General features: G+C 69.6%; 14 protein-coding genes. 11 read left to right on the forward strand and 3 right to left on the reverse strand.

Going from position 1 to position 13,131, the window contains the following annotated elements; translation table 11 throughout:
• Positions 1-7: 7 nt before the first annotated feature.
• Genes AU188_RS21665 through AU188_RS21700 form a run of 8 tightly spaced genes read left to right on the forward strand, consistent with a single transcriptional unit; the run spans position 8 to position 9,032 of the window.
• Entirely contained in the window at positions 8-1,663 is a 1,656-nt protein-coding gene (locus AU188_RS21665) for a carbamoyltransferase family protein (RefSeq protein ID WP_059165544.1), read from the forward strand.
• Entirely contained in the window at positions 1,660-3,153 is a 1,494-nt protein-coding gene (locus AU188_RS21670) for an HAD-IIIA family hydrolase (protein WP_059165545.1), read from the forward strand. Before AU188_RS21665 ends, AU188_RS21670 begins: the two co-directional genes overlap by 4 nt.
• Positions 3,150-4,175, forward strand: coding sequence for a glycosyltransferase family 9 protein (locus AU188_RS21675; RefSeq protein WP_059165713.1), 1,026 nt, complete (start codon positions 3,150-3,152; stop codon positions 4,173-4,175). Before AU188_RS21670 ends, AU188_RS21675 begins: the two co-directional genes overlap by 4 nt.
• On the forward strand, positions 4,172-4,741 hold the full coding sequence (locus AU188_RS21680; protein WP_059165546.1) for a D-sedoheptulose-7-phosphate isomerase: 570 nt from the start codon (positions 4,172-4,174) through the stop codon (positions 4,739-4,741). The genes AU188_RS21675 and AU188_RS21680 overlap by 4 nt, the downstream gene beginning before the upstream one ends.
• Positions 4,734-6,092 carry a PfkB family carbohydrate kinase gene (locus tag AU188_RS21685; protein WP_059165547.1) on the forward strand — a complete coding sequence of 453 codons (1,359 nt, stop codon included), beginning with the start codon at positions 4,734-4,736 and terminating at the stop codon, positions 6,090-6,092. Before AU188_RS21680 ends, AU188_RS21685 begins: the two co-directional genes overlap by 8 nt.
• 17 nt (positions 6,093-6,109) lie before the next feature.
• On the forward strand, positions 6,110-6,805 hold the full coding sequence (locus AU188_RS21690) for an SDR family oxidoreductase (RefSeq protein WP_059165714.1): 696 nt from the start codon (positions 6,110-6,112) through the stop codon (positions 6,803-6,805).
• Positions 6,796-7,737 carry a glycosyltransferase family 9 protein gene (locus AU188_RS21695; RefSeq protein ID WP_059165548.1) on the forward strand — a complete coding sequence of 314 codons (942 nt, stop codon included), beginning with the start codon at positions 6,796-6,798 and terminating at the stop codon, positions 7,735-7,737. Before AU188_RS21690 ends, AU188_RS21695 begins: the two co-directional genes overlap by 10 nt.
• On the forward strand, positions 7,734-9,032 hold the full coding sequence (locus AU188_RS21700; RefSeq protein WP_059165549.1) for a UDP-glucose dehydrogenase family protein: 1,299 nt from the start codon (positions 7,734-7,736) through the stop codon (positions 9,030-9,032). Before AU188_RS21695 ends, AU188_RS21700 begins: the two co-directional genes overlap by 4 nt.
• Here AU188_RS21700 and AU188_RS21705 read toward each other — a convergent pair.
• Positions 9,026-10,045, reverse strand: coding sequence for a DNA topoisomerase IB (locus tag AU188_RS21705; RefSeq protein ID WP_059165550.1), 1,020 nt, complete (start codon positions 10,043-10,045; stop codon positions 9,026-9,028). The two genes, AU188_RS21700 and AU188_RS21705, sit on opposite strands and share 7 nt — an antisense overlap.
• 292 nt (positions 10,046-10,337) lie before the next feature.
• Between AU188_RS21705 and AU188_RS21710 the strand changes: the two genes are divergently transcribed.
• Positions 10,338-10,769, forward strand: a complete 432-nt coding sequence (locus tag AU188_RS21710; RefSeq protein ID WP_059099048.1) for an ATP-binding protein — start codon at positions 10,338-10,340, stop codon at positions 10,767-10,769.
• Positions 10,770-10,831: 62 nt separating this feature from the next.
• On the forward strand, positions 10,832-11,554 hold the full coding sequence (locus AU188_RS21715; RefSeq protein WP_502687634.1) for an RNA polymerase sigma factor SigF: 723 nt from the start codon (positions 10,832-10,834) through the stop codon (positions 11,552-11,554).
• Here the strand turns inward: AU188_RS21715 and AU188_RS21720 are convergent.
• Complete coding sequence (locus tag AU188_RS21720; RefSeq protein WP_059165715.1) at positions 11,525-11,959, reverse strand: STAS domain-containing protein; 435 nt, start codon at positions 11,957-11,959, stop codon at positions 11,525-11,527. The two genes, AU188_RS21715 and AU188_RS21720, sit on opposite strands and share 30 nt — an antisense overlap.
• Before the next feature lie 316 nt (positions 11,960-12,275).
• Here AU188_RS21720 and AU188_RS21725 point away from each other — a divergent pair, with 316 nt between their 5' ends.
• Positions 12,276-12,812, forward strand: a complete 537-nt coding sequence (locus AU188_RS21725; RefSeq protein WP_502687633.1) for a nucleotidyltransferase family protein — start codon at positions 12,276-12,278, stop codon at positions 12,810-12,812.
• On the opposite strand, the gene AU188_RS21730 is transcribed toward AU188_RS21725, so the two are convergent.
• Positions 12,813-13,127: a hypothetical protein gene (locus AU188_RS21730; protein ID WP_059165716.1), complete on the reverse strand. Its 315-nt coding sequence runs from the start codon at positions 13,125-13,127 to the stop codon at positions 12,813-12,815. It abuts the gene before it with no gap.
• Positions 13,128-13,131 lie beyond the last annotated feature (4 nt).

A 13,131-nucleotide genomic window follows, 5' to 3' on the forward strand; every position in this document is an offset into this window, starting at 1 on the left:
GGAAGCGATGCGAATTCTCGGAATCAACGCGGTGTTCCACGATCCCGCCGCCGCGCTGGTGGTCGACGGACAGATCGTGGCGGCCGCCGAGGAGGAGCGGTTCACCCGGCGTAAGCACGGCAAGCAGGCGGTGCCGTTCTCGACGTGGGAACTGCCGGTGGAGTCGGCGCGCTGGTGCCTGCAGCAGGCCGGCCTCACGCCGGCCGACCTCGACGCCGTCGGCTACTCCTATGACCCGCGGCTGATGGACGAGTCCGTCCACGGGCTCGACGGTTTGGACCGCGACTGGGAGTACCTTCGCACGCTCTACGCCGAACGTGCACCGCGGTTTTTGCAGTCCGCCCTACCCGGCCTGGACCCGGCGGTCGTGCGGCATGTCCGCCACCACGTGGCGCACGCCGCGTCGAGCGCGCTGGCTTCGCCACACCCCGACTGCGCGGTGCTGGTCGTCGACGGACGCGGTGAGCGGTCCTCCATGCTGGCCGGAAGCTATCGCGACAGCAAGCTCGACGTGCTTGCGACGCAGTCGCTTCCGCACTCGCTCGGCCTGCTCTACGAGAGCCTGACCGAACACCTCGGCTTCAAGCGATCCAGCGACGAGTACAAGGTGATGGCGATGGCGTCCTACGGGATTCCGCGGTTCGCCGACACGTTCCGCGAACTGGTCTACGCGTGCGCCGACGGGGGTTTCCGCACCCAACCGGTGCACTGGGAGTCGATCACCCCGGCCCGTGCGGCCGGCGCCGGAAAGGGACATGCGCTTGACCGGCCAGAGCCCGAGCACGCCGATCTGGCGTGCAGTGTCCAAACCGTCGTCGAAGAGGTGCTGCTCGACCTCGTCGGCTGGCTGCGTGCGCGCACCGATCACGAAAGCCTCTGTCTGGCAGGCGGGGTGGCGCTCAACTGCGTTGCCAACTCGAAAATCCACCAGCGCGGCGGCTTCTCGAACGTCTGGATTCAGCCCGCGGCCGGCGACTCGGGAACCGCACTGGGCGCGGCCCTGGCGCTGGCCGGGGAGGCCGGTGAGCCGATCACGCCGATGCCCTCGGCGGCGTTGGGCCGCGGATTCTCCGACGAGGAGATCGCCGCGGCGCTCACCGAAGCGGCCGTGCCTCACGAGCGGCCGGCCGACCTGGCCGCCGCCATCGGCGACGCGCTGGCCGACAACTTGCTCGTCGGCTGGTTCCAGGGCCGCGCGGAGTTCGGGCCACGCGCGCTCGGGCAGCGGTCGCTGCTCGCCGACCCGCGGCGTATCGACAACCTGGAGCGGCTCAACACCGTCAAGGGCCGCGAGCAGTTCCGGCCCGTCGCCCCGATGGTGCTCGCCGAACACGCTGACGAAATCTTCTCCGGCGGACCGATTCCCAGCCCGTACATGCTCTTCGTGCACGACGTCGCCGCCGCGTGGCGAGACCGGATCCCGGCGGTCACCCACGTCGACGGCACCGCCCGCATCCAGACCGTCGACCGCAGCCAGCCGTTGCTGCACGACACGATCAGCCGGTTCGCCGCCCGCACCGGCGTGCCGGTGATCGTCAACACCAGCTTCAACACTGCGGGACGGCCGATGGTCGACAGCCCGCGTGATGCGCTCGAGTGTTTCGGCAGCGCACCGATCGACGTGCTGGCGATCGGGCCGTTCATCGTGAGGCGGCCCGGATGACCCCGCAGTTCGCGGTCGTGGTGCCGACGGTCGGGCGGCCGTCGCTGCACCGCCTGCTCGCAGAACTCGACGGATCGGCGGGCCCGGCGCCGACGGCGGTGATCGTCGTCGACGACCGCCGCGGGCCGCAACCGCCGCTGTCGATCGACTCGCGGCTGCCGGTCAGGGTCCTGCGAAGCGGTGGGCGGGGACCGGCGGCCGCCCGTAACACGGGGTGGCGCGCTGTCGATGCCGACTGGATCTGCTTCCTCGACGACGACGTTGTCCCGCAGCCGGATTGGTTCGCGGCGGTGTCCGAGGATCTGGCGAAGGCCGAGGTGGAGGCCGCGGCAGGGTCACAGGCGGTGATCGAGGTGCCGCGGGTGGGCGGGCGCAAGGCCACCGACGACGAGCGCCGCACCCAGCGACTCGCCGACGCCCGATGGATCACCGCCGATATGGCGTTTCGCCGCGACGTGCTGGTGACGGTCGGGGGTTTCGACGAGCGGTTTCCGCGCGCGTACCGCGAGGATTCGGATATCGCGTTGCGAATCGAGCAGGCCGGCAACACAATCGTCCGCGGCGCCCGCCGGTGTACCCACCCGGTGGCCGACGCCATGCTGATGAGCAGCGTGCGTGCGCAGGTCGGCAACCGCGACAACGCGTTGCTGCGCCGCAAGCACGGTAGGCGGTGGCGCTCCGCGATCGGCGAGGGCCGCGGCCGGCTGCCCGCACACTTCATGACCACTGCGGCCGCCGTCGTCGCCGCCGCGAGCGTGTTGGCCGGTCGATGGCGTCCCGCGCGGTACGCGGCGGCGCTGTGGGGCGCGCTCACAGGCGAATTCGCGGTGCGCCGGTTCTGGTCCGGCCCCCACACCGTGGGTGAGGGCGGCCGCTTGCTGGTCACCAGCGCGCTGATCCCGCCCGCCGCGGTCGCGCATCGCCTCGCCGGTGAGTGGAGGTTCCGTGGCGCGCGACGCGACCCTCCGCTGGCGGTGCTGCTCGACCGCGACGACACGATCATCGAAGACGGCCCGTATCTCAACGATCCGGCCGGCGTGCGCCCGCTGACCGGTGCGCGCGACGGGTTGAACCGCCTGCGGCGCAGGGGATTGCTTCTCGCCGTGGTCAGCAACCAGTCGGGTGTCGCGAAGGGGCTGATCACCCCGGAGCAACTCGAGGCCGTCAACGCAGAGGTCGACGCGCAACTCGGGCCGTTCGACTCCTGGCAACTGTGCGTGCACGACGCCGACGACCGCTGCGGGTGCCGCAAACCCGCTCCGGGAATGGTGCAGGCGGCCGCGGCAGCGCTCGCCGTCCCTCCCTCCCGCTGCGTGCTGATCGGCGACACCGGCGGCGACGTGCAGGCGGCGCTGGCGGCCGGCGCCGACGCGGTGCTGGTGCCGACCCGGCGAACGCTGCGGCACGAGATCAGCGACGCCCATATACGCGCCCGGGTGGCGGCCACGTTCGACGACGCCGTGGCGCTCGTGCTGAAGGAGTGCCGATGAACCGGGCTCTCGTCGCGCGACTGGACAGCGCCGGTGACGTCCTGATCACCGGCCCCGCGGTCCGTGCGATCGCCGAAACTCACGACGCGGTGACGTTCTTGGCGGGTCCGCGGGGACGGGCGGCTGCTGCGTTGCTGCCCGCCGTCGACGACATCATCGAGTGGCAGGCCCCGTGGGTCGACTTCGACTCGCCCGAACTCACCCCCGGCCACGTCGACGCACTCGTCAAGCAGTTGCGCGACCTGGCTCCCGACCGGGTCTACATCTTCACGTCGTTTCACCAGTCGCCGTTGCCGCTGGCGTTGATCGCCCGGATGGCCTCGGTGCCGTGGGTCGGCGCGATCAGCGAGGACTATCCAGGCACGCTGCTCGACCTGCGCCACCACGTCGACGACGGCGTGCCCGAACCCGAGCGGGCGCTGTCGCTGGCCCGTGCGGCCGGCTGCGAACTGCGCGACGGCGACGACGGCAGGTTGCGGGTGAACATCCCGCTGTTGCCTGAGGAGCTACGCGAACTGCTCTGCGCCCCACCGTTCGTGGTGTTCCACCCAGGTGCCGCGGTGCCCGCCCGCAGGCCGACGACCAAGCGCAGCGCAGGCATGGTGCGCGCCCTGGTTGCCGCGGGCCATCGCGTCGTGGTCACCGGTGACGCCGCCGAACGCGACCTGACTGCCGCGGTGGTGGGCGATGCGGCTGTCGACCTCGGTGGGCGCACCTCGCTCGCCACACTGGCGGCGGTCTACGCCGCTGCGACGGTCGTCATCGCGCCCAACACCGGACCCGCGCACCTGGCGGCGGCCGTCGGCACACCGGTGGTCTCCCTGTTCGCCCCCGTCGTACCCGCGTCGCAGTGGAGTCCATACGGCAGCAACGTCATTCGACTCGGGGACCAGGACGCCGCCTGCCGGCTGACCCGCGCCCGCATCTGCCCGGTAGCGGGCCACCCCTGCCTGGACGGCATCACCGACGACGAACTGCTCAACGCGGTCAACCGGATTGGAGGACAGCAATGTTTCCGATGATCGAAACCCACTTCTCCGCACTGTCGCAGGCGGTCGACCACATCGGCGCGGAGGCGCCGAGGCTGGGCGCGTGGGGCAGCCGGCTCGCCGACGTGCTCACCACCGGCGGCCGACTCCTGGCCTGCGGCAACGGCGGAAGCGCAGCCGAAGCCCAGCACCTCACCGCCGAACTGGTCGGCCGATTCCGCGACGAGCGAATACCGCTGTCGGCGATCTCACTCCACGCCGAGACCTCTGCGCTGACCGCGGTCGCAAACGACTACGGCGTCGACGAGATGTTCGCCAGGGGGGTGCGGGCACACGGCCGGCCCGGCGACGTGCTGATTTCGCTGTCCACCAGCGGCACCAGCCCGAATGTGCTCGCGGCCGTCAAGGCCGCGCATGAAACCGGCCTGACCACATGGGCGTTGACCGGCCCGCACCCGAATCCGCTGGCCGCGATGTGCGACGACGCTGTCTGCGTCGAGGCGACGACCACTGCGACGGTGCAGGAGATTCACCTACTGCTGGTGCACGCGCTGTGCATCGCGCTCGATGGCGTTCTGCTGGGAGCGTCCGATGACTAGGCCGTTGGTGGTCGTCGGCGACTCGATGCTCGACGTCGACATCGAGGGCACCGCCACCCGGCTCAGCCCCGAGGCGCCGGTGCCCGTGGTCGACACCGAACGAATCTGGAAGCGCCCTGGCGGCGCTGGACTGGCCGCCGTACTGGCCGCCCGCACCGGTTGCGAGGTGGTGCTGGTGACGGCCGTCGGCGACGACGCCGACGGTCGGACGTTGACCGATCTGCTGGCCGACGCCGGAGTGCGGCTCGTCGCGCTGACGCTGGCCGGAAACACGGTGTGCAAGACCAGGATCCGGGTAGGCGGCCATTCGATGCTGCGGCTCGACCACGGCGACGGGTCGGCGTCCGGCGCCCCGGTGCCCACCCGGGTCGCCGAGGTGCTCGAGCAGGCCGGCGCGGTCTGCGTGGCCGACTACGGCCGCGGTGTCACCGCGCACGGCGAGATCCGCGAAATGCTGACCCTCGTCGCGCGGCGGCTCCCGACGGTCTGGGATCCGCATCCGCGCGGAAGCCGGCCCGTCCCGGGTTGCTGGCTCGTCACCCCTAATTCCGCCGAGGCAGAAGGTCATTCGGCGGATAGGCTGCGCGAACAGTGGGACGCCAAGGGGGTGTGCGTCACGCTCGGCCCGAAGGGCGCGCTGGTGGCCACCGCGAACGGCAGCGCACATCACCCGGTCCCCGATTCGGCCGCTCGAGCAGGCCGCGGCGACACCTGCGGCGCAGGCGACCGGTTCGCGATCGCGGCCACCATGTCGCTGGCTGCCGGAAAGGACGTCCACGAGGCCGTCGCCGACGCCGTGGACGCGGCGAGCCGGTTCGTCGCCGCGGGCGGCGCGGTGGGCGTGTCGAGCGCCGCGCCGATCGGTCAGCGCCGTTCGCCGACAACCGAATCGACGGCCATCACCGGGGACATCGCCGACGTGCGGGACCGGCTGCGCAGCCGCGGCGGCACCCTGGTGGCGACCGGCGGTTGTTTCGACCTCCTGCACACCGGCCACGTCCGGCTGCTGCGGCAGGCCCGCGGACTCGGCGATGCGCTGGTGGTGCTGCTGAACTCCGACGCGTCGGTGCGCGCGTTGAAAGGACCACGACGGCCCGTGGTCGCGGATCAGGACAGAGCGCGGGTGCTGGCCGCCCTGGCGTGCGTGGACGCGGTGGTGATCTTCGACGAACTGTCACCCGAGGCGGCGCTCGCGCAGCTGCGGCCCGACATCTGGGTCAAAGGCGGCGACTACACCGAAGCCGACCTGCCCGAGGCCGACGTGGTTCGCCGCCACGGCGGTGAAGTCGTGCTGCTGCCGACCGTCGCCGGTTACTCGTCGTCAAATCTGATCGCCGCAGCGCGGTCATGAACCGAAAGGAGTCGCAGATGGCTTTGGGCAACATCATCATCACCGGAGGCGCGTCCGGTCTCGGCGCGGCCACTGTGAAAGCCGTTGCGCGCCAAGGTGGCACACCACTGGTCATCGACCGCAACGATCCGCAGGCCGACGACCCGCCAGTGGCGTTCGCCCGCGCCGACCTCGCCGACACCGAGGCCGTCGACGCGGCGGTGCGCAGGCTTGCCGAACAGGCTGGCGGTCGGATTCACGGCGTGTTCACCGCGGGCGGCACCGATGTCTGCGGCAAGCTCGGCGATGTCGCAGTCAAGGACTGGGAACGCGTCATCCACGTCAACCTGCTCGGCACGGCGGCGGTGATCCGCTCGGCGTTGCCCTACCTGAAGGACACCGGCGGTCGGATCGTCACGTGCGCTTCGACATTGGGCATCAAGGCCGTCAGCGACGCGACCGCGTACTGCGCATCCAAGTTCGGGGTGATCGGTTTCTCCCGGGCATTGGCGGCCGAGCTGGCGGGCGAGGTGGGGGTCACCACGCTGATCCCCGGCGGTATGCACACCGCGTTCTTCGACAGCCGTGATGAGCAGTACAAGCCACCGCCCGACGCCAAGCTCAACCAGCCCGAGCATGTGGCCGACACCGTGGTTTTCGCGCTGTCCCAACCTGCGGGCTGTGAGGTGCGCGAGCTCGTGGTGTGTGCGTCGACAGAGTCTTCGTGGCCGTGAGCCCCGACACCATCGTGGTCCTGCGCGCGTTGGGCCTCGGCGATCTGCTCACCGGCGTTCCGGCGCTGCGCGGGCTGCGGCGCGCTCACCCGCATGCGCACATCGTGCTCGCCACCGGCGAGCGGTACGCGGAACTGGCGATGCTCTCGGGGGCCGTCGACGAGGTCGTCCCGACGCCGGCCCTCGGTCAGTTGCGCCCCGGCAGTGGGCCGCCCGCGCTCGCGGTGAATCTGCACGGCAGCGGCCCGGAGAGCATCGCCGACCTGCTCACGTTGCGTCCCCACGCCCTGATCAGCCACCGGCACTCCATGTACCCCGATCTCGACGGACCATTGTGGCGTGTGGAACTGCATGAGGTGGACCGCTGGTGCGCTCTGCTCGAGTGGGCCGGAATTTCCTGCGATCCAGAGGATCTGACGATCCCACGGCCGGAAGGGTTTCCGGACCGCTCCTCAGTGGTCGTCGTCCATCCGGGTGCCGCGTTCGCCGCGCGGCGCTGGCCGCCGGAGCGCTTCGCAGAGGTCGCGGCCGCACTGCACGGCCGCGGCTACGACGTGGTCGTCACCGGAGACGCCAGCGAGGTCGGCCTCGCGCGGTCGGTGGCAGACGCCGCTGGGTTGCCGCCATCGGCGGTGCTGGCAGGGACTCTCGGCCTGCTCGAACTGGTCGCGTTGATCAGCGACTGCCGGCTGCTGATCTGCGGTGACACCGGCGTCGGCCACATCGCCACCGCGACGGGCACCCCGTCGGTGTTGCTGTTCGGCCCGACACCGCCGAACCGGTGGGGTCCCAGGGGGTCCGGACCGCACATCGCCGTCTGGGCCGGCGACAAGGGGGATCCACATGCCGACCGCCCGCATCCCGGGCTGCTGCTGATCACCGTTCCACGGGTGCTCCACGCCACCGAGACTCTGCTGAAGGACTGTGCATGAACACCTTTCGGGCGGGTGTGATCGGCGCGGGCTACGTTGGCCTGACGACCGCGGTGTGCCTTGCCGAGCGTGGCCACGACACGGTGTGCGTCGATGTCGACGCGTCGCGCGTCGACCAGCTCCGCAACGGCGTGCCGCTGCTCGACGAACCGGGGATGGCCGAACTGCTGCGCCAGGGCCTGGCCGCCGGAAAACTCGAATTCACCGTCGAATACCGGGATCTGGCCGACTGCGACGTGGTGTTCGTCTGCGTGCCGACGCCGAGCGGATCGGACGGATCGGCGGACCTGTCCGCGGTCGACAACGCGGTCGATCACCTCGTCACCGTGCTGCGGCCGGGTTCGGTGGTGGTGCTCAAGTCGACGGTGCCGGTCGGCACCACCCGCCGGATCGCCGAGCGGGTGCAGCAGGCCGGGATTCGGGCGGTGTCCAATCCGGAGTTCCTGCGCGAGAGCCACGCCGTCTACGACTTCCGCAACCCGGACCGCATCGTCATCGGAGCCGAAGACGCCGACGCCGCCGATCTGGTGTCGCGCGTGTACGGAAACCACGCCCAGACCTTCACGATGAGCCCGGAGAGCGCGGAGCTGGCGAAGTATGCCAGCAATGCCTTTCTCGCCGTGAAGATCTCCTACGCCAACTCGCTGGCGCAGCTGTGCGCACGGCTGGGCGCCGACATCGGCGACGTCACCCGCTGCATGGGCGCCGATGTGCGCATCGGCCCGCATTTCCTGCAGCCCGGACCCGGGTGGGGCGGATCCTGCCTGCCCAAGGACACCGCGGCCATCCTGCACACCGCCGATCAGGCCGACGTGCGGCTGCCGGAGATCGAGTCCGCCCGCCTCACCAACGCCGGACAATCCGCGCGCGTCGCGTCGACGGTGTCCCGCGCCATCGGAACCCCGCTCGGCAGGTCCCGAATCACCGCTTTGGGCCTGACATTCAAGGCCGGCACCGCTGATTTGCGCGACTCGCCGGCGTTGACCATCTGCGCGGATCTGGGCCGGGCCGGCGCGCAGGTCACCGGCTACGACCCCCGACTGCCGGCGATGGACCACACGCGGCTGCGGGCCTCGTCGATCGTCGCGGTCGACGATCCCTACCTCGCCACCAAGGACGCCGACGCGATCGTCGTGCTCACCGAATGGCCGGAGTTCCGCGAACTCGACTGGGCCCTGATCGCCGAACAGGCCCCGGGAGCCGTCGTCGTCGATACCCGCAACCTGCTCGACCCGTCGGCGCTCGCCGGCCTCAGATTGACCTACCTGGGAAACGGAACCCCTTCGGGCTACTGACCTTTGGCGACCTTGCGGATCAGGCCCGCGGTGCTGCGGTCGAGCACCTCTTGACGTTCGGCGAGGGTCTTCGTCCGCGCCGCGCGGCGCACACCTGCGGCGATCGTGAGACCGGACTCGTAGCCCTCGACGACTCTCGGGTCGACGTACGAGCCCCGAGCCACCGCGGGGGTGTTGCCCAACTCTTCGGCGACCTCTTTCATCACCGCGGACTCGACCCGCTTGGTCACCGTCTTGTTGACCGGTGGGTCGGCGTCGACGAATGCCGCCGCCGCCAGCACGGTGCCGTGCCAGGTCCGCAGATCCTTGACCGTGTACTCTTCGCCGACGAGTTCCTTGAACCGGGTGTTGAGGTCGTCGGCGTGGATGTCGGTCCAACTGGAACCGTTGCGGCACACCAGCAACCGCTCCGTACGCTGCGGGCGTCGCAACAGCGACCGCACCGAGCGGACCGCTTCGGGATCGTCGATCGTCAGCGTCCGTCGCACCCCGCTCTTGGCGGGGAAGTCGAACTCGATGGCGTTGCCGTGCAGAGTCACATGCTCGCAGAGCAAGGTGGCGATTCCGTAGGAGTTGTTCTCCTCGGCGTACTGCTCCGAGCCGGCGCGGAAATAACCGAGGTCGAGCAGGTGCAGTGCGAGCGCGAGTACGCGGTCGCGGCCCAGGCCGCGGCTGCGCAGATCCGCGGCGATGCGTCGGCGCATCTCGGGGAGCGCCGCCGACATCTCCAGGACCCGGTCGAACTTCTCCTCGTTGCGCTCCTCCTGCCACCGCTGGTGGTACAGGTACTGACGCCTTCCGGCAGCGTCTGTTCCAACCGCCTGGATGTGGCCGTTGGGGTACGGGCAGATCCACACCTTCTTCCAGGCCGGTGGGATCACCAGATCCTTGATGCGTTGCAGCGTCGCCTCGTCGGTGAGCGGCGTGCCGTCGGGCTGGTAGTAGGAGAACCCGCGGCCGCGGCGCACCCGTCGCAGGCCGGGACCCCGCACGACGCTACGGCGAAGTCGCATGTTTGGCATCCGAGCGCAGCGGGGTATTGAACTCCCACCATGGACAACTCCGGCTTCGCCACGCCATCGCAATGTTGGTCGTCACAGGCGCATTCACCGCATCATCGGCGCGACCGACGTTCGGTCGCCGGCCGTGTGATCGAGGTGCGTTCGCCGTCGAGTCTGCTCCATGACCGGGTTATTACCCGCCTTGACGTGTGGCACACGTCATTGGCGGCGGGTAACCGGAGTACTCGTGGTTAGCTGGGATTCGACCTGGGGTAATCTCGCTTCGACATTGCCGGGAGGTCAGATGGCCGACGTCGCCAACAAGAAAAACGGGCACGGGCACGGCGGGCGGTCGGTGGAACTCCGGGTCGCTGCCGAACTCGAGAACCTAGCGGTGCTGCGCACCCTCGTCGCCGCGGTGGCAACGTTCGAGGACCTCGACTTCGACGCCGTGGCCGACCTGCGGCTCGCGGTCGACGAGGCCTGTACCAGGCTGATCCGGTCGGCGGTACCCGACTCCGTGCTGCTGCTCGTCATCGACCCGCGGGAGGACGCCGTCATCATCGACGCGTCGACCACATGCAAGAACTCCGACATCTTGGCTCCGGGCAGCTTCAGCTGGCACGTGCTCAGCTCGCTGACCGACGAAGTCAAGACCTTCCAGAACGGGCAGGGACCCGAGAACGCCCAGGTGTTCGGGATCTCCATGACGACGAGACGAGCGACGCTGCAGTGACGCCGCCGACGTCACAGGGTTCGTCGTCGCGTTCGAACTCTGAGTACGCGGATGTCGCCGACATGTTCCGCGAGCTGAAGGATGTGCCGGCGGACTCGCCGAGGTTCCAGCGGCAGCGCGATCGCATCGTCGAGCGCTGCCTGCCGCTGGCCGACCACATCGCCCGCCGCTTCGACGGACGCGGCGAACCGCGCGAAGACCTCGTCCAGGTGGCTCGCGTCGGCCTGGTGAACGCGGTGATCCGCTTCGACGTCGAGGCGGGCTCGGACTTCGTCTCGTTCGCGGTGCCGACCATCATGGGCGAAGTCCGACGGCACTTCCGCGACAACAGCTGGTCGGTCAAGGTGCCCCGGCGGCTCAAGGAACTTCACCTGCGGCTCGGCGCCGCGACCGCGGAGTTGTCGCAGCGGCTCGGCCGCGCCCCGACAGCCTCAGAGCTGGCCGCGGAGCTGGGCATGGATCGCGACGAGGTCGTCGAGGGCCTGGTCGCCGGCAGCTCCTACAACACGCTGTCGATCGACAGTGGCGGCAGCGGAACCGAGGACGCCCCCGCGATCGCCGACACACTGGGCGACGTCGACCTCGGCCTGGACCAGATCGAGAACCGGGAAGCGTTGCGGCCCTTGCTCGCTGCGTTACCCGAGCGCGAACGCACGGTGTTGCTGCTGCGGTTCTTCGAGTCCCTCACCCAGACGCAGATCGCCGAACGGGTCGGCATCTCGCAGATGCACGTGTCGCGGCTGTTGGCGAAATCCCTAGCGCGGCTTCGGGACCAGCTGCAGTAGCGGCCGATCGCTCTGTAGCGCTGAGAGCGCCGCCTCGACGCTGTCACTTACGGGCAGCGCGGCATCCGGATCGCAGATGCGCAGCAATCGGCTCACCGCGGGGCTCGGCAGCATCACCCAGCCGATCTCCTCGCCGGCAGTACGGACGTTGAGGGTGTGCAGCGCGGAAAACCCTGCGGTGCCGAAGAAATCGACTCCGGAAAGGTCGATCAGCAGACAGTCGAGCTCGCTGGCATGGCGCAGCGCATAGTCGATCAGGTCCGCAGCGTTCGCCGCGTCGATCTGGCCCTGCACGGTGATGATCGCGGTATCTGCTTGTAGCCGGCGGGTGGCGAAATGCGCGGTGTGGCAATCGTGGGATTCGACCAGTGCCGAATCGATCAGTGGGGTGTGAGAAACAGGCATTTGTGACTCCATCAGTGAATGTGCAATTCGTACTGTGGTTCACGTCAAAATTTGGGGCCCTGCGTCTTCAAAGCCTTCGTAGCAGCGGCAGATGTGCTGCCCTGCCCGTGGATGACGTTTCCAGCTTGGCTGTGAACTCAACCTGTGATGAACCCTACGCCGCATCTCGATCATCCACAATCGGTATCAACATCACCGGCATAGCCACAGGTCAACCGCCTGCCCCCTTTCCCGCGACCGTGCGGGTCTGTCGCACGACACGCCGCAACACCGCGGCACTTTGCACACGCTCGGGCGGGATCGCACACTTGTGTCCGTGACGACGACGGTCGCCGGTGTGCTGCTGGCCGCGGGCGCGGGCACCCGGTACGGAATGCCGAAAGTCCTTGCTGAACAAGGAAAGTGGCTCAAGGCCGGTGTCGACGCGCTGCACGACGGCGGGTGCGCTGACGTGGTAGTCGTGTTGGGTGCGGCGATCGTCGAGGTGCCGCCGCCTGCGCGTGCGGTCGTCGCCGAGGCGTGGGCGGACGGCCTGTCGGCATCCGTGCGGGCCGGCCTGTCGGCGGTGGATGCCGAGTACGCGGTGCTGCACACCGTCGACACCCCCGACATCGGCGCCGACGTGGTGCGCCGGGTGGTGGCCGCTGCGGTCCGCTCGGCATCCGGGCTTGCGCGGGCCCGCTACGGGCAGGTGCCCGGCCATCCCGTGGTCATCGCGCGCAGGCACTGGGCCACGCTGCTGCGGCAAATCCACGGCGACGAGGGCGCGCGGGCATTCCTGGCCGGCCGCGACGACGTCGTCGCAGTCGATTGCGCCGACCTCGCGACGGGCCGCGACATCGACGTGAAGTAGCTACTCCAACGAGTCCGCGAACCGCCGGACGGCGTCGCCTGCGGCCTGCGCGGCCTCGGCGTGGCCGTGCCGGGCACGCAGGGTGATGTTCCCGGTGGCCGGTGACAGCGTCACCTCGGCGAGCAGTTCACCCGTCGTCGGCTCGCACACCGCCCACGAATACATGGTGTCCGACTCCCACTGCGCCGCCCGCATCCGCACATAACCGGCGTCGCTGTTGCCCAACTCCGCCAATGCGGGTCGGTCGTCGATGCGGTCGTCGCAGCGCAGCGCGCGTAGGTAGCACGCGCCCGCGTTGATCTCCACTGGCTCCATGTCG

It is taken from the genome of Mycobacterium sp. IS-3022 (genome assembly GCF_001500065.1).
Taxonomy (GTDB): Bacteria; Actinomycetota; Actinomycetes; order Mycobacteriales; family Mycobacteriaceae; genus Mycobacterium.